The 17,429-nt window shown below is 53.1% G+C and carries 24 protein-coding genes; 14 read left to right on the top strand and 10 right to left on the bottom strand.

From position 1 onward, the window contains the following. Nucleotides 1-8 precede the first annotated feature (8 nt). Nucleotides 9-227: a hypothetical protein gene (locus E3E25_RS05355; RefSeq protein ID WP_167892128.1), complete on the top strand. Its 219-nt coding sequence runs from the start codon at nt 9-11 to the stop codon at nt 225-227. Then, complete coding sequence (locus E3E25_RS05350) at nt 224-676, top strand: PIN domain-containing protein (RefSeq protein WP_167892127.1); 453 nt, start codon at nt 224-226, stop codon at nt 674-676. Before E3E25_RS05355 ends, E3E25_RS05350 begins: the two co-directional genes overlap by 4 nt. A 105-nt stretch (nt 677-781) precedes the next feature. Here E3E25_RS05350 and tiaS read toward each other — a convergent pair whose 3' ends face one another. Both tiaS and E3E25_RS05340 read right to left on the bottom strand, forming a co-directional pair. Beyond that, the gene (gene tiaS / locus E3E25_RS05345) at nt 782-2,056 is read right to left on the bottom strand and encodes a tRNA(Ile2) 2-agmatinylcytidine synthetase TiaS (RefSeq protein WP_167892126.1); all 1,275 of its coding nucleotides are present in this window, start codon (nt 2,054-2,056) and stop codon (nt 782-784) included. A 57-nt stretch (nt 2,057-2,113) separates the two neighbouring features. Next, entirely contained in the window at nt 2,114-2,644 is a 531-nt protein-coding gene (locus tag E3E25_RS05340) for a GNAT family N-acetyltransferase (RefSeq protein ID WP_167892125.1), read from the bottom strand. A gap of 44 nt (nt 2,645-2,688) precedes the next feature. On the opposite strand from E3E25_RS05340, the gene E3E25_RS05335 reads away from it, so the two are divergent. Beyond that, a complete protein-coding gene (locus tag E3E25_RS05335) occupies nt 2,689-3,645 on the top strand; it encodes a transcriptional regulator (protein WP_167892124.1) in 957 nt (318 codons plus the stop codon). On the opposite strand, the gene E3E25_RS05330 is transcribed toward E3E25_RS05335, so the two are convergent. Further along, nucleotides 3,638-4,888 carry an HD domain-containing protein gene (locus E3E25_RS05330; protein WP_167892123.1) on the bottom strand — a complete coding sequence of 417 codons (1,251 nt, stop codon included), beginning with the start codon at nt 4,886-4,888 and terminating at the stop codon, nt 3,638-3,640. The genes E3E25_RS05335 and E3E25_RS05330 overlap by 8 nt on opposite strands. A gap of 83 nt (nt 4,889-4,971) precedes the next feature. Next, entirely contained in the window at nt 4,972-6,255 is a 1,284-nt protein-coding gene (locus tag E3E25_RS05325; RefSeq protein WP_167892122.1) for a phenylacetate--CoA ligase family protein, read from the bottom strand. 115 nt (nt 6,256-6,370) lie between these two features. Here E3E25_RS05325 and E3E25_RS05320 point away from each other — a divergent pair, with 115 nt between their 5' ends. Genes E3E25_RS05320 through E3E25_RS05305 form a run of 4 tightly spaced genes read left to right on the top strand, consistent with a single transcriptional unit; the run spans nt 6,371 to nt 9,083 of the window. After that, nucleotides 6,371-7,429 carry a hypothetical protein gene (locus tag E3E25_RS05320; RefSeq protein ID WP_167892121.1) on the top strand — a complete coding sequence of 353 codons (1,059 nt, stop codon included), beginning with the start codon at nt 6,371-6,373 and terminating at the stop codon, nt 7,427-7,429. A gap of 6 nt (nt 7,430-7,435) precedes the next feature. Next, nucleotides 7,436-8,530 carry a DUF835 domain-containing protein gene (locus E3E25_RS05315; protein WP_167892120.1) on the top strand — a complete coding sequence of 365 codons (1,095 nt, stop codon included), beginning with the start codon at nt 7,436-7,438 and terminating at the stop codon, nt 8,528-8,530. A 35-nt stretch (nt 8,531-8,565) separates the two neighbouring features. Further along, the gene (locus E3E25_RS05310; RefSeq protein ID WP_167892119.1) at nt 8,566-8,835 is read left to right on the top strand and encodes a hypothetical protein; all 270 of its coding nucleotides are present in this window, start codon (nt 8,566-8,568) and stop codon (nt 8,833-8,835) included. Nucleotides 8,836-8,867: 32 nt separating this feature from the next. Further along, nucleotides 8,868-9,083 (top strand): hypothetical protein, encoded by a 216-nt coding sequence (locus E3E25_RS05305; protein ID WP_167892118.1) that lies wholly within the window; start codon nt 8,868-8,870, stop codon nt 9,081-9,083. Here the strand turns inward: E3E25_RS05305 and glp are convergent, their stop codons facing one another. Both glp and E3E25_RS05295 read right to left on the bottom strand, forming a co-directional pair. Next, nucleotides 9,084-10,274: a gephyrin-like molybdotransferase Glp gene (gene glp / locus E3E25_RS05300; RefSeq protein ID WP_167892117.1), complete on the bottom strand. Its 1,191-nt coding sequence runs from the start codon at nt 10,272-10,274 to the stop codon at nt 9,084-9,086. 1 nt (nt 10,275) lies between these two features. After that, the gene (locus E3E25_RS05295; protein WP_167892116.1) at nt 10,276-10,791 is read right to left on the bottom strand and encodes a molybdenum cofactor biosynthesis protein B; all 516 of its coding nucleotides are present in this window, start codon (nt 10,789-10,791) and stop codon (nt 10,276-10,278) included. Nucleotides 10,792-10,892: 101 nt separating this feature from the next. On the opposite strand from E3E25_RS05295, the gene E3E25_RS05290 reads away from it, so the two are divergent. From E3E25_RS05290 to E3E25_RS05280, 3 genes are read left to right on the top strand one after another with little or no spacing between them, the layout of a single operon-like run. Then, complete coding sequence (locus E3E25_RS05290) at nt 10,893-11,483, top strand: adenosylcobinamide amidohydrolase (RefSeq protein WP_167892115.1); 591 nt, start codon at nt 10,893-10,895, stop codon at nt 11,481-11,483. A gap of 29 nt (nt 11,484-11,512) precedes the next feature. Beyond that, the gene (locus E3E25_RS05285; protein ID WP_167892114.1) at nt 11,513-11,719 is read left to right on the top strand and encodes a hypothetical protein; all 207 of its coding nucleotides are present in this window, start codon (nt 11,513-11,515) and stop codon (nt 11,717-11,719) included. Then, nucleotides 11,709-12,137 carry a type II toxin-antitoxin system VapC family toxin gene (locus E3E25_RS05280; protein ID WP_167892113.1) on the top strand — a complete coding sequence of 143 codons (429 nt, stop codon included), beginning with the start codon at nt 11,709-11,711 and terminating at the stop codon, nt 12,135-12,137. The genes E3E25_RS05285 and E3E25_RS05280 overlap by 11 nt, the downstream gene beginning before the upstream one ends. A gap of 11 nt (nt 12,138-12,148) precedes the next feature. On the opposite strand, the gene cobT is transcribed toward E3E25_RS05280, so the two are convergent. Further along, on the bottom strand, nt 12,149-13,156 hold the full coding sequence (gene cobT, locus E3E25_RS05275) for a nicotinate mononucleotide-dependent phosphoribosyltransferase CobT (protein ID WP_167892704.1): 1,008 nt from the start codon (nt 13,154-13,156) through the stop codon (nt 12,149-12,151). A 68-nt stretch (nt 13,157-13,224) separates the two neighbouring features. Between cobT and E3E25_RS05270 the strand changes: the two genes are divergently transcribed. Then, nucleotides 13,225-14,676: a cobyric acid synthase gene (locus tag E3E25_RS05270; RefSeq protein ID WP_167892112.1), complete on the top strand. Its 1,452-nt coding sequence runs from the start codon at nt 13,225-13,227 to the stop codon at nt 14,674-14,676. Here the strand turns inward: E3E25_RS05270 and E3E25_RS05265 are convergent. Next, nucleotides 14,673-14,885 (bottom strand): hypothetical protein, encoded by a 213-nt coding sequence (locus E3E25_RS05265; RefSeq protein ID WP_167892111.1) that lies wholly within the window; start codon nt 14,883-14,885, stop codon nt 14,673-14,675. The two genes, E3E25_RS05270 and E3E25_RS05265, sit on opposite strands and share 4 nt — an antisense overlap. Then, nucleotides 14,882-15,421, bottom strand: a complete 540-nt coding sequence (locus E3E25_RS05260; protein ID WP_055429406.1) for an NTP transferase domain-containing protein — start codon at nt 15,419-15,421, stop codon at nt 14,882-14,884. Before E3E25_RS05260 ends, E3E25_RS05265 begins: the two co-directional genes overlap by 4 nt. Before the next feature lie 198 nt (nt 15,422-15,619). Between E3E25_RS05260 and E3E25_RS05255 the strand changes: the two genes are divergently transcribed. The 3 genes from E3E25_RS05255 (at nt 15,620) to E3E25_RS05245 (ending at nt 17,169) form a co-directional block, all read left to right on the top strand. Then, complete coding sequence (locus E3E25_RS05255; protein WP_370456667.1) at nt 15,620-16,597, top strand: MJ1477/TM1410 family putative glycoside hydrolase; 978 nt, start codon at nt 15,620-15,622, stop codon at nt 16,595-16,597. Nucleotides 16,598-16,714: 117 nt separating this feature from the next. Next, the gene (locus E3E25_RS05250; RefSeq protein WP_139680862.1) at nt 16,715-16,942 is read left to right on the top strand and encodes a type II toxin-antitoxin system HicB family antitoxin; all 228 of its coding nucleotides are present in this window, start codon (nt 16,715-16,717) and stop codon (nt 16,940-16,942) included. Next, nucleotides 16,939-17,169 (top strand): type II toxin-antitoxin system HicA family toxin, encoded by a 231-nt coding sequence (locus E3E25_RS05245; RefSeq protein ID WP_167892110.1) that lies wholly within the window; start codon nt 16,939-16,941, stop codon nt 17,167-17,169. Before E3E25_RS05250 ends, E3E25_RS05245 begins: the two co-directional genes overlap by 4 nt. A 46-nt stretch (nt 17,170-17,215) precedes the next feature. Here the strand turns inward: E3E25_RS05245 and E3E25_RS05240 are convergent, their stop codons facing one another. Then, nucleotides 17,216-17,425 (bottom strand): DUF2281 domain-containing protein, encoded by a 210-nt coding sequence (locus E3E25_RS05240; RefSeq protein WP_167892109.1) that lies wholly within the window; start codon nt 17,423-17,425, stop codon nt 17,216-17,218. Between the last annotated feature and the right edge of the window lie 4 nt (nt 17,426-17,429).

Here is a 17,429-nt window from a genome sequence, read left to right as displayed (position 1 = left end):
GTGGGAGCATGGAAGAGGTAACCCTTCGCGTGAAACTACCCGGTAAGGTTAGTGAGGAGACCAAACGGACCATTGAAAGAGAGCTTGAGCTTGAAGCCCTTCGAATCTACCTTGAATTAAAATCAAAGAAAAAACGTAAGAAACTTCCCGTTGAGAGCTACATGGGAATACTCGGAAAGGCTTCCGTTGAGGAGCTTGACACCTACGCTCTATCTAAAGGGCTTTGAGGACATACATTGACGCCAACATCATCTACAACTTTCTTTTCACGACGTCCTTAACTCCAAGAGCGAGGGACATACTAACTTCAGAAGACGAGCTGGTTATTTCTCCGATTTCAATCAACGAAGCAGTTTACGTCTCTTTTAGGAAGCTCGCCAAAGAGAAACACGGAATTTCTAACATCTACGATGTAAAGCGATTCGTCAAGACTACAGATGGTTTAAAACTGATTGAAACGGCGTTTTCCATGGTCTTAGGTCTCATCGGGGATGCTGGGATTGATATCCTCCCCGATGAAGATAGAGCCGAAATAATAAAAGAGGTTGCCGCCATGTACGGCCTCCTGCCAAGCGATGCAACGATCCTCGCGACCTGCATGAAGCACGGCATTCCACGGATAGCGACCTTTGATTCTGACTTTGAGGGCATTAACGCGATTGAAGTCATTAGATAGATTGTATCCTCACTGCAAACTCTTTTTAAATCCCTTTGCAGGGTGAATGCAAATCAATCAATGATAATCACCGTTATGATAATTGTGATTACCAATTATTTCACTTCACAAAAGTCCCAAAATCCTCTCCTCACCACCAGAAAGCACCAGCGGCCTCGACAGGTGCTTTCTGGCATCCGGAGGGACTTCATAAATCTTCCTCTCCAGCTCGCGCGGAACTTCGACCGGAATGAGCTTCTTCGGCATTCTATAACCGCAACGCTTGCACTTCAAATAGTTGCCCTTGCTCTTCATCGTCCCTCCACAGCGCGGGCACCTGGGCTTTCGGTACTCGATTCTGGGGACGAGCGTCACCGGATAGAACTTTTCGAGGTTGAGCGTCAGAACGCCCTCGTGCTCCTTAACGCCACCGGCCGCGATGATTTCATCGCCCGGCAAAAGCTTCCTCACGTAATTGCGGAACTTCTTCGTCGGCTCAAAGGCCGCTACTCTGATTTTTCCCGTCTCGTCCTCCAGCTCGAAGAAGACGTGCCGGCCTTTCTCCCAGTAAGGGCTCGCAACCCTGCCCCTAACTACCGCGCTGTCGTAGAGCTTCAGTTCGCCGATTTTCTTTGGGGTAAGGTGGTCGTCGGTGTTCTGGTTGGTCTTGTAGAGCTGGTAAAAGGCGACAGGCTCCCCAAAGCGAACCCGCTCGAAGGTCTGTAGGACTTTTCCTCTGTCAATCCCGCGGATTCCAACGAGAACGGGGTCTTTGCCGTGCGGTGTTATGAGGACGCTCCTCTTGTAGGGGTCAACGTTGTCATAGGTGAAAGGGAAACTCCAGCGGTCTGCCATAAAAACGCTCTCCTCCTCCACTCTCCTCGGAGTTCCCCAGTTCTCGGGCTCGCGATAAGCCAGCAACTCGTAGGTGAAGCGCTCAAGAGGGTAGCCGAGGGAAGCGAGCGCGCCGATTATCCCTCTGCCGAGCTTGAACTTGAAGTACTCTGCCCCAACTTTTCTCGCGACCCTTTCGGCATCTTCGATCTTAACGTGCTCCCTCAGAGCTTTAAGCGAAAACTCGCGGAGCTCCCCGGGAATTTCACCTTCAAAAAAGACAACTCCCGGGTTGGTGTTCTCGTGGGTGAAGTCAGAAAGCTGGTTTACGTAAAAAAGGACGGTATCTTTGATTTCTGGGATCAAATCCTCCTCGACCTCGAAGGTCATCGCGACCGCTCCGTTTCCCCTCGTTTTGTAGGGGATGTTCGGGTTGAGTCTGATAAGCCTCGGCAGGTCGATGGGCTCCGCTAGACTGGAAAGCTCCCTGTAAAGGAGGGCACCGAGGTACGTGGTGCACATGCCGTTGGGTGAATCGGTGTCGTCGATTCCGATGTGAAGCCTCATCGTTGAGAGAAAAGGGAGGGGGTTTAAAAATCAACCGGAGCCCCCTCAAGTGGCCCGCTATTCCCTAAACCTCTCGTACATCAGCACATCAACGAAGCCCTCCCCCGGCACGTACTGATGCTTCCTCCAGCGGCCTGCCAGCCTGAAGCCGTTCTTCTCCAGCACCCGGATGGAGGGGATGTTGGTTTCGAAGACGTAGGCATAGACCTTTCGCAGGTTGAGCCAGTCAAAGGCATATTCAAGGGCGAGCTTTACGGCCTCGCTGGCATATCCGTGCCCCCAGTACTCCTTGGCCAGGAAGTAACCGAGCTCTGCCCTACCGTTGTGGTAGTCTATCCTGTGAAGGCCTATAAGGCCAACGAGGGAGCGCGAGGAGTTTTCTATGATTGCAAAAACTTTTTCGTGCTTCTTCTCCCGTCTCAGAGCCTCGTACCACTCCAGCTCGTCCTCGTAGAAGAATATCTCCTCCGAGAATGAGAGGTAGCGCCTGACGTCGCGGTCGTTGTACCAAACCCAAGCGTGCTTCAAGTCCTCTCGGAGGAGCACGCCAAGGGAGACCAGATTACCCTTAACGATTATCGGCCTCATGCGAACACCTTAACTTTATTAAGCCCTTTGCGTATTTAAAAATGATGGACAGGGAAAGGCTCATAAGAACCGTCGAGGCAATACTCAGGGGCACGGGATACAAAACGGCACGGATGGACTTCAAGGGCTCGTGCTTCGACATAGTGGCGAGCAGGTTACTCCTCCTGCTCTTCGTCAAGGTGGCCACAAACATAGATACCGTCACCGAGGAGCAGGCCGAAGACTTAAAGAGACTCTCCAAGTTTTTCAAGGCCTCGCCACTGATAGTGGGGCTGAAGACGAAGAACGCTGAGCTGGAAGAGGGTGTAGTTTACGAGAGGTTTGGAATATACGCGCTCAGGCCCGAGACCCTGTACGACGTCCTCGTCGAGAACGAGTTGCCGGCGATATTCGCCGAGCGTGGTGGCTTCTACGTAAGGATAAACGGCGGGCTTCTTAAAAGGCTGAGGGAGAAGTACGGCTATTCCGTGAACGAGCTGGCGCAACTCTTGGGAGTCTCACGCAAGAGCCTGATAAACTACGAGCGCGGTGAGCAAGCGGTGTCGCTTGAGGTTGCGATAAGGCTTGAGGAACTGTTCGACGAGCCCCTTGCGGAGCCGATTGACATACTCCATTCAACGGTCGAGGCCAACCTCAACGTGACTCCGGAGAGCCCCCTTGAAAGGGAGATTTTTGAACGTCTCAAGGGACTGGGCCTTGGAGTCGTGAAGGTCAAAAAGGCGCCCTTCAACGCGGTGTCCAAGGAGGATGAATTCAACATCCTCACAGGGATAGACGAGACGAAGACTCGTTCAACGGTGAAACGGGCCGAGATGGTGACGGAGGTCAGCAAGATAATCAACAGCGACGGCGTTTTCATCCTGGAAAAGACCAGAACCGAGGTTGTCGGTGAGGTCCCGTTGATACCGAAGGAAAGTCTTGAGGAAGTCAGAGACGCCGACGAACTCATAGAGATGATAGAGGAGCTCAAGAAGGAGATAAAGAAGGAACTCTTCAGCTGAAGATAACTTTTCTCCAGACTTCCCTTACCTTCGGGACGTACTCCTTTGGCGCAGCTATGAGGACTGCCCAGCGCGGCGTCTGGCGTCTCTTAAGGGCGTTGGCAAGTGGGGTAACCTTGGTAAGTGGCTGAAGCTCCCCGTTGCCCAGGAGGACGTTTATTTCAGTCGCCTTGAGCCTCGGTTCGCTGAGCATGAGGTCTGCTATGCTGAACTCAAGGATGACCTCGCCCTCCCTCGCGCCGACCATCTCCGCGAGGGTTCTTTCTATCTCCTGCCTCCGCCTCACGTTTCTGTATGCCGTTAGGAGTTCCCTCTTCTCCTCGCCCGTCAGCTCGTCCGCACTCGCAAGAACCGCGGCCTTGTAAAGCTCGCGGTACTTTATGCGCCTCACCATCTCGGCCGGAAAACCCTCGAGGTCCTCCAGCTCGACCAGGACTCTGCAGTCGGTCATTCTCCAAAAGTCCCAGAGGTAACCCTCCTCTAGGGCAAACTCTAGGGCTCTGGTCAGCATCCCCTCAGCTATCTTGACCGTGTGATGGAAATAGACGCGCGAGTACATCAGCGAGCGGGCCACCATCATGCCCTCGACGGCCTCTATACCCTTCTCGTCAACGACTAGCTCCCCACCGTGGATTTTAAGAACCTTCAGCAACCTCTCAAGGTCTATTATACCGTGGGCGACGCCGGTGTAGTGGGCGTCCCTCACAAGGTAGTCGAGCTGGTCAACATCAACATCGCCGTGCAGCATGTGGCCAAGGTAATGCTTTTTGTGCTTCCCGCGTATGAGGTCGGCAACGTCCCTGGGCGTGAAGTCATAGGAATAACTCTCAATTATCTCCGGGATCCTTCCCCCATTCTCGCTCTCAGTTATGTTCACCTTTCCTAGCACCATATCCTGGCCGAGGTGCATGTGGTCGTGCTCCTTGACGTAGTGCTTGTATATGCTCTCAAAGGTGTGGCTGAAGGGACCGTGCCCGATGTCGTGAAGCAGGGCTCCTACCTGCAGGAGCATGCTCTCGTTCTCATCCAGGCCGACTTCCTGTGAGAGCCTCTTGGCGAGGTGCCACGCGCCGAGGGAGTGCTCAAAGCGGGAGTGGTTGGCACCCGGATAGACGAGGTAGGCTAGGCCGAGCTGTCTTATGTTTCTGAGCCTCTGAAACTCCGGGGTCTTGACGAGGTCAAGGATAATGCCGGTGAGTTTCATGCTACCATGAATGCCATCGTGAATGATTTTCCCATCCATCTACACCACCGCTGGAAGTTTGAGAAGAGCCTTATATAAATTTTCGGCATTGTGACAAAATTGGAAGGGAAAGAACGGCAGAATCAGAGATCCTTGCCGACGATGTATATCCTCTTGGTCTTTCCGAGCCTCTTAGGGAGGTCAGCCCTGAGCTTCTCAAGGGGAACCGCCTCAATGACCAGCTCTGCCTGCTTGGACTCCTCCACCTCGTAGCGAACCGGGTTGTTTGCCTCGTAGATGAGCTCCCTAACCTCGTCCTCTATTCCCGCTGGCTTTTCTCCGCTGTAGGCAACGCGGAGTATGGCCTTCGGCTTGGGGTTCTCGGGTGAGAGTGGGTAGTAGATTATCACGAAGTCAAGGAGGTCCGGATGATCGTAGACTATCTCCATCACTTGGTCGATGTGGAGCTTGGCTCCTGCGAGCGTTACGACATCCTTGATGCGGATTATGTTCTTGACCTCGCCGTCTTCAATCCTTGCGAGGTCGCCGATGTCGTAGTTGAAGAGGGGCAGACCAGTGAGCTCGCCCTCTCTCATGACCTTGGTTATGTAGATGCGCTTGTATTCGTCGTAGCCGTCGCCGTTGTCTTTGAGGACGACTATGGACTCCTCGAAGTTGAATTTAGTGGCTTTCTTCTTCGTGATGACGCGGTAGCCGGTTATGGCATCCTCCGTCGAGCCGAAGTTGTCTATTATCACAGCGTTTTCAAACAGCTCAAGGGTCGCCCTCGCGAGCTCGGGGGTAAGTGTCTCGCCGCCTACCACTATCGTCTGGATATCCTTCTTTATGGACTCTGGGAGAACGAGGCCGAGGTTGTAGGCAGTCGCCGTCAGACAGAAGAGAGCGGTGGGTTTTATGTAGTTTAGCTCCTTAAGGAGCATCTCCTTGTCGAGGAGGTACTGGATCGGTATCTGGTAGTAGGCGGACTTTGCGTTGAGCGCTTCAAAGCTCCCGAAGGCAAACATTCCGGATGAAGATGGTAGCGGTGGGAAAAACGAGGCGATTCTATCACCTTTGTCCATGTACTCTCTGACCCATGGCTCTATCTGACGGGCAGTCCGGAAGCGGTCGTCTCGGGTGTAGGCTATTCTCTTGGGCTTCCCAGTTGTTCCGCTCGTCCGCATCACGGTGTAAAATATCCGGGCATCTTGGATATAATCGGGCCATACCCTATCGATGTCGTAGAGATCGCAGGGGGTTATCTTTACGGCATCAACGAGACTGGCGAGGTCCTCTATGGATAGTTCATCGGGGTCAACTCCTGAGAACTTCTCCTGCCAGAATCGTGTCGTCTCTAGGGCTTTTCCAAGAGTGTATCTAAGGTCATCAACCCCCTCCCTATCAACCCTTCCAACAACCAAAGCCATGTAAACTCACCGGAACAATACATTACTTTGGATTATATAACAATTGAGATTTTTCCAACTTGTAGAATAAGTTTCAACAGGAAATATTTTTATACAAGTTTTTTAAATTGTCACTATGAACTATGGGGAGATACTTGGTAGTTTGTATAAAAATCCACTGAAGATTAATGACTTCACTGTAACAGAGTATCTCAGAGAGGTTTTTGAGTTTCATTTTCAAACCACCCCCTACTGGAGGAGAGTCTCCGCAGAGCTTCGGCCGGATTTGGATTCAATATTCCAAGGGACTCTGGAGGAAGTTTTTGAGAATATTTTTAATTCCGGACTCATCGTGGAGGAGGAATACCTCAGGCACAACTGGGTGGACTTCGTTCCCGACGGATACACCGGGAAGATTAGGTTCTATCAGTCCTCTGGAACCACCAGGGAGCGGGCCATTGGTCACTGGGACAGGGGATATCTTTTCGCCGTTCATAGATATTTGAGAACGTCTCTAGATGAAGTTTACGCCCTCAACAAGACTTACGACGAGAAGCACCGGATGAGAACCATTGCCCACGGTCCCTACGGATGGTTTCAGGAAGAGATCAGCGAGCTGGTGTGGAGCTACGGGGGTTTGCTGTACTTCATAGGTATGGAAACCGATGGGTTGAAGAAAGTTTACGAGACCCAGGGGTTGGAAGCTGTTTTAAAGATACTGGATCCACTGGTTAGGTACACGAACCGCATCATGGAGCGAGACTCTATAAACACCGTACGCTCGGCGCCTCCGCTTATGGCGCTTTTTGAACCGTACAGCGAGGACATCGAGACGGCGATAATCAGCGGCGTGGGTGTGAACCACGAATTCTTCGAGGCATTAGGTGCGAAATTCGAGGGCGCAAAGCTTATACCCCTCTACGGCTATTATCTCATTGGCGATCTGATGGGCATACACAGGGGCAAGGAGTTCTGGTACTATCCCAACTATCCGTTCACGATAATCTTCCCAATGAGGAAGGAGGCCGATGGGTACAGGATAGTGAAGCGCCACGAGAGGGGAAGGGTGGCCATGGTGATAGCCAGACCCGAAGTCTTGGTCGTTAAATTTGAGGATGAAACTGCTCTCAGAACTCCTCCGCATCGGCCGTTTAAATGGGACGGGTTTGGGGATCCCGAAAGGAAAGTGGGGTGAGACGTATTGGATGGCATTCATGCGCTGGTACTTGCCGAGGCCGTGATGGTCCTGATCGCGGACCTAGTGGCCGCGGGATGGATATTCCGTATATACCTTCGTAATCGGAGAAGATCAGCCCTGGCCTTCTCGTTGGCGTGGATATTCGATTTTCTGGCCATCCTCTCCACAACCCTCGCAAATCCCAACATTCAGATGATAGGAATCCTCCTGTTGCCAGCGTTCTCTGGCTTAATATTCTATGGTGCGGTAAAGTTCCTTGAGGAAGAGTCCATCACCGTCAGGTACAGAACCCTGGCCGTACTGGCGGTAATGCCAGTGGCGTTTATGATATACATGGTTGGGGTGTACCTCTACACCGGAGACGCCGTGTGGACCATAACGAGCGCCGCCACCCTCGGCATAACGGGCGTGTTCGTCATAGCGGGAGGACTCCTGCTGAAGGAGACCGAGGAGATTTACAAGAGTGCCGTCAAATACCTCTACATCAGCATAATCCTCTTTGGACTGCACCTGATTCCCGCCGCGCTCTTTGGAATCGAGGAGTGGTACAAGGTCGTTGGTTTCACACTCTCCACGATACTGATAGTGAGCATGGTAGTCGCCATGGTGAAGCTCACATCCTCGGAGTCATTCACGCCGCGGAAGGGAAGGGTTACGGCACCCGTCGACCTAAAGCCGGGAGTCATCATAGTCAACGGAAATGAATATGAAAAGCTCAGGGAGAAGCTCAAGGACAGGCCGGTTCTAGCCTTCGTTAGGGACGTTACCCAGGTTCCCGACGGATGGCAGTACTACTTCGTCACGACGATACCATTCCAGGGGAGGTTCAAGAACACCATAAACCCGACGAACCTTGCTAGAATGACCGAGCTGTCGTACAAGTATCTGGAGGAGTTCGCCAGGATGGGCGATCACGGGATAATAGTCATCGACTGCCTTGAGTATCTCACCGTTTACAACTCCTGGGAGAGCCTCATGAAGTTCTTATCGAAGCTCAGGGACTTCGTGATAATTAACAAGGGCACACTGATACTTGTTATTGAGAAGGAAAGCCTTGAGAACAGGCTCTACGCCCAGCTCAGAAAACTCATGGAGTGAGACAGCTTTATATACCTCTTCTTTCCACTTTAAAAATGCCCCCGCGCGAGGACCCCGGGGAGAATGAACCGGGGGGCGATGCGGGGGCTACAGCTCGGCCTCAGCGAGGTCCCCGCGGGAGGGCCTTCCGCGTTACGGAGCACGATGGCCGCGGGAAACCCAGGCCGAGCACAGACGGCCCGCCTGGGTTAACCCGCCCGAGTTCGCCGTTGGGCACCGATGGGGGCGGGGGTTACGGGCGGGCCATAGACGCTCACCGAAACATCTTCGACGATGCCCTCTGGTGCGTTGAAAAAGTTTATTAGGGACTAGATGAAAGAGTCACACGGAGAAGACCATGAGGATCGCAGGCAAAAACAAATGGGAGATTCTTTTGAGGTATTACCCACCCTGGCAGGGATACCCACCCAAGAAGAGAAGAGAGAGGAAAACGACGGAAGTAATTGAGGTATTTGAGATGCTGGGCGACCCGCGGAAGCTCAGGGACATACCCGAGGACGTCCGCGCCATCCTAAAGTTCATCAGGCTGGAGTCTTTTCTCCAGGAGGCTTAGTTAGTAGAGTACGACCTCGACGGTCTCTCCCTTGAGGTATCCTTCACTGTCCTCTGGAATTTCCATGTACCCGTTGCTCTCCACGAGCGAGCTTATTATCCCGCTGCCCTTCTTCTTAATCGGCCTTGCCTTGCCGTTCTCGTACCACACCTTCACGAACTCGTGCCTTCCGAGCTGGCTTGATACACGCTCAGTGAGCGTTGCTTTAACGCGAATCTCGTAGTTCTTAGCACCGACGAGCTTTGCCAGGGCGTGCTTGACGTAGAGGTGGAACTGGGCAAAGACAGCCACAGGATAACCGCTCATTATGAAGACCCTCTCGCCGTAGCCTACTGGCCTTCCGGGCTTTATCGTCGTGCCGTGAAACATGAGCCTGACAAAGCGGTGAGCGAAGTCCTTATCGCCGAAGGCAGAGCCGCCGGTGACGAGGACGAGATCGTTCTCATTCTTGGCCCTCTCTATTGCGTCTCTTATGGCTTTCTCGTCATCGGGAAGGACGCCGTAGAAGACTGGCTCACCGAAATACTGCCTTACAAGTCCCTTTAGCATCACCGAGTTGCTCTCCATAATCTTTCCTGCCTTCAATGCCCCCTCATAGAACTCCTCTATCAGCTCATCGCCGGTAACTATTATCCCGACGCGGGGCTTTCTCTTGACCTTAACTGTCCTGAAACCAATGCTCTTAAGGAGGGCCAGATCCTGCGGCCTTAGAACCTGCCCCTTCCGCAGGATTATCTCCCCCTTCCTTACGTCCTCGCCGGCGAAGGCCACGTTTTGACCGGGAGCAACGGGGCGAAGGACCCTTATTACCTCTCCCTTACGTTCTGCCATCTCCTGCATGAGAACTGCGTTCGCTCCTTCCGGCATCTTTGAGCCGGTCATGAGCTTTACCGCCGTGCCGGGTTCCACTTTGGCTTTGCTCTCCTCGCCGGCGACTATTTCATCTATAACCCTCAGCTCAACCGGACTGTATTCCCTCGCCGAAAATGTGTCCTCCGCCCTTAAAGCGTAGCCGTCCACAGCGGAACGGTCGAAGGGCGGACTGTCTATCGGCGAAACGACGTCCTCGGCTAAAACCCTGCCGAGGGCCTCTTTCAGTGGAATTTCTTCGACTTCATCAATCTCGCTTAAATCATCGAGGAGCAGGCTTAAAGCTTCTTTATAGGGTGTGAGGCGTTTGAACTCTCTCATCTCACTCCCTCCCGTGCTTGAGGACGTGGCCGGCCTCCTTGAGGATGATCTTTACTCCCGTCTTCGCCGCGCCGAGGCTTCCCGGCAGGCAGAAGATTGCCATCGCCCTTCCCGAGCTCCTGATTATGCCGGCGGTTGCCCTCGTCATGACCGCGGCAGTTCCAATCTCCTCGTAGCTGAGAAGCCTGAAAATCTCACCGAAGCCAGTAAGTTCCTTGTCGAACAGCGGCCTTAGGCTCTCTATCGTAACGTCCCTGCTCGCTATTCCGGTTCCGCCAGAGGTAACGACAACTTCAGCTCCCCTCTCAAAGGCCTCGACAACGGCGCCAATTATCTCTATCTTCTCGTCGGGGACGATTTTGTAGAGCACCCTCTCATGCCCGGCCTTTTTAAGCTCCTCAACGAGGAACTTCCCGCTCTTGTCCTCTTTCTCACCCCTGCTGGCTGTGTCGCTGACCGTTATGACCGCGAACTTGAACTTCCGTGGGGCCTTCTTTTTGTGTTCTTCCGCTCCCATACCATCACCCGATTAACCTCATCCCTGAACTTAATAACCTTTCAGCAAACAGAAGCGTTTAACGGCGCAAGCGTTATATCCCCACCCGCGGATGTGCATACATGGAGTTTGAGCACTTTATACGACCCTTCAACGAGCCGATGCTGGCCCTGAGCAACGCCCCTTGCAGGGGAGGATTAACCAAAGCCAACGGCTTCTTCTTCATGATGGTGCACAAGGATTATGCGGGGGATTACAAAGCCGACTGCCATGCCTTTGAGATGGAACATGGGCTCAAAAACTTCGTCGGTTTCATGACGGCGGCCGACGTCAAAAAGGTACTCGCGGTTTCAAGGCGCGGAAGCGTTACTGCCTATGTCACCGCAGGAATCACAAACCCAGCGATAGCCGGCGATGTGCCGCCTCCCTGGAAGCCGGGGACGATAAACATCGCCCTCGTCATCGAGGACGGCCTGACCGTCGGTGCGATGGCCAACGCAATAATGACGGCAACGGAGGCAAAGACATACACTCTCCTCAGCCTCGGTTACAACGCGACGGGAACGACGAGCGATGGGATTGGTGTCTTTGCCTTCGAAGGTGAAATCGAGTGGGCAGGAACGGCGACGGAGCTGGGGATAAACATCGGAAAAGCCGTCAGGAAGGCACTTGAGGAGAGTTTGAGAAAGTGGGAAGCGACAAAGGTTAAATAGCTTCAGCCCCTATTAACGCTGGTGAGAGAATGGAGGACGTTGAGAGCCAGGTTGAAAGGCTCTTCCTTGATGCACAGAATCTCTTGTTGAAAATACGGTTAAAGGAACTTCAGAAGAGCAAGGTTACCCTTGAAGAGCTCATTCAACTTGCGGAAGAGGAGACTGAGTACACGGAAGACGTAGAGGACATAACCGAGATGGTACGGGAGATGAGGGAGAGGAACTATGACTACTGACCTCGTCCTCGACACGAGCGTCTTCGTGAAGGGCTTTGTTCCACCAAAGCGGAAGAAAAGGGACGAAGTTTACTACTCCCGGCTCGCGCTTCACAGAAAAGCGAAGTCCATTCTCGATGAAGTGACCATGGGTAGGATACTGCTACACGAGCCGGTTGCTATGCTTGTGGAGACGGCTTCCGTTGTCTCACGCCTCTCCAACAATCCGGCCCTTTCCAGGCTTGCGGTTAGTTTTATTACCGAACATTCCCTACTGTACTCGGACGTTTATCTCCTTGAAATCGCCATTGACCTGGGAATTACTACAAAGGCAAGCGGTTTTGACGTCCTTTTCCTAGCATGTGCAAAAAGAGCCGGTGCCAAGCTGATAACCGACGACAAAAAGATGTTACGAAAAAGCGGTAAAAGCTGGAATTAGGGCAGAGCTCCTCAGGTGGCCTTCATCTCCATAAGCCTTCCGTAAAGCTCCTCGACCTTTTTGCTGACTTCTTCTGGCGAGAAGCCGGCTTTAACGGCCAGCCACGTCGCCCCTCCCGCTCCAACTCCTTCCTTGACGTAGCCGCGCTCGTAGTCCTTAAGACCATTAAACTCGCTCCTGGAGAAGTCAAGGTCGGCCGAATAGGTTATTATCCCAATTTCCTTCGCCGTTTCGAGGAAGGTTGCGCTTTTGTCATTTACCACCCACTTTGTTGTGGCTATCATGAACCTATCAAGGCTCTCGCCGAGGGCCCTTAGGAGCGCTGAGACGGCCAGCATCTGCGTTCCTCCAGCCAGGACGACGTTCTTCCTGAAGCCGAGGGAGACACCTATCACCGTCGCCAGCATAGGGTCGCCGAACTGCCTTAGAGCTTCGAGAGGATTGTCTCTGAGCTGGCCCTTCTCAATTCCGGCCCTCTTGAAGGCCTCGCTGATGACCTTCTCCTTCAGGCTTTGAGGGTTATTGGGCGAGGCCGAACTCGTCTTAGCTTCATACCCGAGCGCCCACAGAACGGCCTGGGCAGTTGTAGTTCCGCCAGGCGTTGATTCACCGATGACGAGTTCCTTGATTGGCATCTTGTTCAGCTCCTCGCCGAGGAGCTTGGCACGCCTGATTATCTCCCCAAACTCCGGCAGTGCAGGTTCTTTCCTAAAGTCCCTCCCGACGGCGTTGCTGATGTGGATATGGGGGACGAGCGGAGCGAGATATGTTCCACCCCTTACAACTAGAACCGGGAAGTTCGCAAGCTCCTTCGCCGCTTTGGTGATTATAGCCGGCGTCGGGTGGCCTTCAGGGGTTACGGGGATTACATCAATAGTCAGGGGCTTCTCGTGGAAGAGGTACTCCGCATCGGCTACTGGGGTGAGTCTGGTAAGTTCGGGTGTAGCCCCGGCCACACTTATTCCCGGGACTGTGCTTATCTCCGTGTTACCCAAAACCAGCAGGAAGAGGCTCTCCATTTCAACCACCGCTGGACTTTTTATCCAAGGGTTTATATGTCCTTCGGCCAACTCCGAACGGTGGGAGGATGGGAAAGGCTTTAATGGTACTCGGGACCTCGTCAGGAGCTGGAAAGTCGCTCCTCGCTACAGCCCTCTGCAGGGTTTTCTCGAACCTCGGCTACGACGTCGTTCCATTCAAGAGCCAGAACATGAGCCTGAACTCAGCGCCGAGCATCGAAGGGGGCGAGATAAGCAGGGCGCAGTATTTGCAGGCAATAGCGTGCAGAAAAAAGCCCAGCGTTAAGTTCAACCCGATTCTGCTCAAGCCGGAGGGCAACATGAGAAGCCAGGTCGTCTTCATGGGGAAGCCAGTGGGAAGCGTTTCGGCCAGAGACTACATGCTGTCCAAGAAGGAGGAGCTCTTCAGGAAAGCGATGACCGTTCTCAACGAGCTGAAGGAGAAGCACGACCTCGTCATAATCGAAGGCGCCGGCAGTCCTGTCGAAATCAACCTCAAGGACTACGACATAGCGAACACGAGGGTGATGCTCCACGCAAAGGCAAAGGGAATCCTCGTTACCGACATAGACCGGGGCGGGAGCTTTGCCTCGATAGTGGGCACGATGGAGCTTTTGAGTGAACGGGAGAGGGAAGCGATAATCGGCTTCGTCTTCAACAGGTTCCGGGGGGATGCATCGCTCCTAAAGCCCGGCTTCGAGTACCTTGAAAAGCGCTACGGGAAGCCCACCTTGGGCGTTATCCCGTACGTCGAGCACCGCTTACCGGAGGAGGACTCCTTAGCAGAGTTTCCAAAAGTCAGAGGCGAGCTCCACATACAGGTAATTAAGCTGCCCCACATAAGCAACTTTACAGACTTTGAGCCCCTCCACTGGGCCAACGGCGTTGATTACGTCACCAAAGCGGAGGAAATCGGAGGCGACGTTATCATAGTCCCCGGGAGCAAGAACACAGTCGAGGATTTGCTCTGGCTAAGGAAGAACGGCTTTGAAGATGCCATAATAGAGGCTCACCGCGAGGGTTCTTTCGTCGTCGGAATCTGCGGCGGCTTCCAGATGCTGGGTGAGAAGATAATAGATACTGTTGAGTCGAAGCGAGGAACTGTGAATGGCATCGGCCTTCTGCCTGCTAAGACCGTCTTCGAAAAGACCAAGAGGACGAACCACTTAACCGCTAAAGTTCTGTGGGGACCGGCAAAGGGAACGGCGGTTGAGGGCTACGAGATACGCTTCGGCAGGAGCACCTCTGAGAGGCCGTTCTCGGTCATAACCACCCTCAACGGGGCGAAAACCTTTGAGCCTGAAGGGGCCATCGGGAAGAGAGCCTTCGGGACATACCTCCACGGCATCTTTCACAACTTCGTCTTCACCGAGCGCTTCCTCAACTTCCTGAGGGCAGAGAAGGGCCTTGAGCCGGTTTCAATTGAGCGGTGGAGCATAGAGGAGGAAATTGAGAGGTTCGCGGGGATTGTTGAGAGAAACCTCGACGTGGAGAGGATTTTAGGAGAGCTGGGGCTCTAAAAGTAGTCCTCCGGCCCCTCAAGCTCCTTGGGTGGGTGTCTCTTCGCCCGCCAGAGCTTCAGGCGGACGTAGAGGTAGAAGCCGAGGAAAAGGAGCAGACCGATGAGGATTAGAACCACTGCAAAGAGCAGGAAGCCGAAGAGGAACAGTCCCGCGATGATCATGAAGAGAACGAAGGCTATTGCACCCTTAACCTCACTGCCCCTCATCTTCCCACCAGACGGGATATTCGGTTGGCGAGCTTTAACTCTTCCGGTGTGTTCACGTTCAAAGCCAAGAGCGGGTTGCTCAGCTCGAAAAATCGCTCTCCCTCAGTTCCGACGGCGTTGAGGCCGACTATCGCGTAGCCCCGATAAACAACAGGTCTTAAGTCCTTCGGAACGAGCTTTGGGGGAAGAACGCCGGTCAGACTAGTTCTCCCGTCAAAGGCCTTCTCGATGGCCACTACATCACTCGCCTTCAGGAAGGGCAGATCGGCGGAAACGCTGACGAAAGGCCCAAACTCGCGAAGAAGGTAAATCAGATCCTCAACGTAGCCGTTCCCCGGCGTCTCAACAAAGGAAATCCCCTCGCGGAGGCAGAGCTCCCTCGTCTTCGGCGCCTTCTTGGAGACGGCAACGAGGGTTTCTCCAACCTTTTCGGTCTCCTCGTAAACGCGCAGGAGCATCGACCTATTTCCTACCTTCAGGACAGGCTTTTCTTGGCCCATCCTGCTCGACCTTCCGCCGGCCATGATGATTATCATGGGAGTTGATAGCGGGCAACGGTTAAAAGGTCTTCCCCCAACTACCTCTATGCGGCTCGCCGGCGTGCTACTCCTCTCGCTCCTCATAGTTTTGGCATCCGCCTGTCTTTCAAACGCTCCAACAGAGAAAACCAGCACGACTTCGATCTCGTCCTCTTCCCGCTCCATACCTGAGACGACGTCTTCTCCTTTTCAGTTATCGCACACCTCCTTTCCGGTTCCATCGAACACAACTTCCCCAAAATAGTTCAGCAAAACGTAACACCAACGACTCAGACCACTCCAAAAGGTGAAGACTCAAGCCAAATCCAGGTTAAGGGAAGGCTGAACCTCTCCTCGGTTAGGGGCTGGGCGTACTGGCTCCAGAACGCGAGTCCGGAGGTTATAGCGAGGAGCGGCTTTGAGCTGGTTGTCATGGACTACTCAAGGGACGGGAGCGATGAGAGGGCCTACACGCGGGAAGAAATCGAGATGATTAAGAGGGCGGGGGTAATCCCCATAGCCTACATCAGCATCGGCGAGGCCGAGAATTACCGCTTCTACTGGAAAGATGGGTGGAAAGAGAACTCTCCTGGATGGCTCGGGCCGGAGAATCCGGACTGGGAGGGCAACTACGCCGTCAAGTACTGGGAGGAGGGGTGGAAGCAAATCATCTTTAAGTACCTCGACAAAATCATCGCGCAGGGTTTTTCGGGTGTTTACCTCGACAAGGTCGATGAGTACTGGTTCTGGGCCGAGAAATATGGGGAGAGCTGGACGGCCAGGCAGATGATTGAGTTTATCCTGGAAATAGCGAACTACACACGCTCCAAGGCAGGACCGAGCTTCATAATAATTCCCCAGAATGGGGAGTATCTGCTCGAATACGACAATGGAACGCTCCTTGAGACGGTTTCGGGCTGGGCGAGTGAAGATGTCTTCTACGACGGCCTTGGGTCGAGTCCCTGGACGGGCGAAAAGGTTTCACTCCTTGATAGGGTTGTCAAGGCCGGAAAAGTCGTTCTGGTTGTGGACTACGTTGACGACGGGACAAGGGGCGAGGAAGACCTCGTGAGAATCCTCGACTTTATAGAAAAGGCCCAGGATAGGGGATACCTGCCTTATGCGGCCTTCGAGGACAGGGAGTTGGATAGACTCGATGTGATTCCGGGGATTCAGCTTCCTACAGAAAAATAACCTTGACGGAATATGGGGCTTTTCTAAAACGGCTCTTTTGTGTTTTTCCCTGCTAGAGGTATGGAAAATAAAAACCTATTTAACCCGTGAGGGTAAGCTTTTGGCGGTGAGAGACTGATGAAGTTTAAGGTCGTACTTGAACCTCAACCGGAAGGTGGCTATGTCGCATACGTTCCCGCCCTCCCTGGTTGCTTTAGCCAGGGTGAAACAAAAGAGGAAGCTCTTAAAAACATAAAAGAGGCTATCGAGCTCTACCTTGAAGTCCTTGAGGAGAAAGAACTTGGAAAGACTATGAAAAAGTTCATTCGCTCCGAGAAAAGCCACATCGTCGAGGTATCCCTATGACAAAGCTTCCACGGGACGTTTCCGGAGAGGAAGTTGTTAAAGCCCTTCGAAAGTTGGGATACTACCCTGCTCGTCAAAAAGGTTCTCACGTTATTCTAATTGGCCCTTCCGGAAAAATGATAACGGTTCCGCTACACAAAAGCCTAAAAACTGGCCTTTTAAGGGCTATCCTTCGAGAAGTGGGAATTTCCGTCAAGGTCTTTAAAGAACTCCTTGATGACCCATAGATATTCCAAAAGTTCGGAAAGTGGTTCCCTAAGAAAGACGTTCGTGTCAACCAGATACATCCTCTCGCCACTCCGAGGCCTTGTGCTGAAGTTCAACGGAGGTCATCTTAACGCCCTTCAGCTTTCCTTCCCATGTAAACTTAAATCCTCTAGCCTCTCGCTTTCCATATTTCTGAAGCAGGAATTCCGCGTAGTCTAAAAGCTCCCTCCGGGCCTCGGGTGGAAGCTTGGCAAATATTCTCTCCACCTCTTCCATTATC

This window comes from Thermococcus sp. MAR1, assembly GCF_012027305.1.
GTDB lineage: Archaea > Methanobacteriota_B > Thermococci > Thermococcales > Thermococcaceae > Thermococcus.
Note: the sequence above shows the minus strand (reverse complement) of the source record. Positions and strands in the feature narration are given on the sequence as shown.

Excerpts from the sequence above, each read along its gene's own strand:
- E3E25_RS05355 (WP_167892128.1), top strand. The coding sequence starts at position 9 with ATGGAAGAGGTAACCCTTCGCGTGAAACTACCCGGTAAGGTTAGTGAG.
- tiaS (WP_167892126.1), bottom strand. The coding sequence starts at position 2,056 with ATGAGGCTTCACATCGGAATCGACGACACCGATTCACCCAACGGCATG.
- E3E25_RS05340 (WP_167892125.1), bottom strand. The coding sequence starts at position 2,644 with ATGAGGCCGATAATCGTTAAGGGTAATCTGGTCTCCCTTGGCGTGCTC.
- E3E25_RS05335 (WP_167892124.1), top strand. The coding sequence starts at position 2,689 with ATGGACAGGGAAAGGCTCATAAGAACCGTCGAGGCAATACTCAGGGGC.
- E3E25_RS05330 (WP_167892123.1), bottom strand. The coding sequence starts at position 4,888 with ATGGATGGGAAAATCATTCACGATGGCATTCATGGTAGCATGAAACTC.
- E3E25_RS05325 (WP_167892122.1), bottom strand. The coding sequence starts at position 6,255 with ATGGCTTTGGTTGTTGGAAGGGTTGATAGGGAGGGGGTTGATGACCTT.
- E3E25_RS05320 (WP_167892121.1), top strand. The coding sequence starts at position 6,371 with ATGAACTATGGGGAGATACTTGGTAGTTTGTATAAAAATCCACTGAAG.
- E3E25_RS05310 (WP_167892119.1), top strand. The coding sequence starts at position 8,566 with ATGCCCCCGCGCGAGGACCCCGGGGAGAATGAACCGGGGGGCGATGCG.
- E3E25_RS05305 (WP_167892118.1), top strand. The coding sequence starts at position 8,868 with ATGAGGATCGCAGGCAAAAACAAATGGGAGATTCTTTTGAGGTATTAC.
- glp (WP_167892117.1), bottom strand. The coding sequence starts at position 10,274 with ATGAGAGAGTTCAAACGCCTCACACCCTATAAAGAAGCTTTAAGCCTG.
- E3E25_RS05295 (WP_167892116.1), bottom strand. The coding sequence starts at position 10,791 with ATGGGAGCGGAAGAACACAAAAAGAAGGCCCCACGGAAGTTCAAGTTC.
- E3E25_RS05290 (WP_167892115.1), top strand. The coding sequence starts at position 10,893 with ATGGAGTTTGAGCACTTTATACGACCCTTCAACGAGCCGATGCTGGCC.
- E3E25_RS05285 (WP_167892114.1), top strand. The coding sequence starts at position 11,513 with ATGGAGGACGTTGAGAGCCAGGTTGAAAGGCTCTTCCTTGATGCACAG.
- E3E25_RS05280 (WP_167892113.1), top strand. The coding sequence starts at position 11,709 with ATGACTACTGACCTCGTCCTCGACACGAGCGTCTTCGTGAAGGGCTTT.
- cobT (WP_167892704.1), bottom strand. The coding sequence starts at position 13,156 with ATGGAGAGCCTCTTCCTGCTGGTTTTGGGTAACACGGAGATAAGCACA.
- E3E25_RS05270 (WP_167892112.1), top strand. The coding sequence starts at position 13,225 with ATGGGAAAGGCTTTAATGGTACTCGGGACCTCGTCAGGAGCTGGAAAG.
- E3E25_RS05265 (WP_167892111.1), bottom strand. The coding sequence starts at position 14,885 with ATGAGGGGCAGTGAGGTTAAGGGTGCAATAGCCTTCGTTCTCTTCATG.
- E3E25_RS05260 (WP_055429406.1), bottom strand. The coding sequence starts at position 15,421 with ATGATAATCATCATGGCCGGCGGAAGGTCGAGCAGGATGGGCCAAGAA.
- E3E25_RS05250 (WP_139680862.1), top strand. The coding sequence starts at position 16,715 with ATGAAGTTTAAGGTCGTACTTGAACCTCAACCGGAAGGTGGCTATGTC.
- E3E25_RS05245 (WP_167892110.1), top strand. The coding sequence starts at position 16,939 with ATGACAAAGCTTCCACGGGACGTTTCCGGAGAGGAAGTTGTTAAAGCC.
- E3E25_RS05240 (WP_167892109.1), bottom strand. The coding sequence starts at position 17,425 with ATGGAAGAGGTGGAGAGAATATTTGCCAAGCTTCCACCCGAGGCCCGG.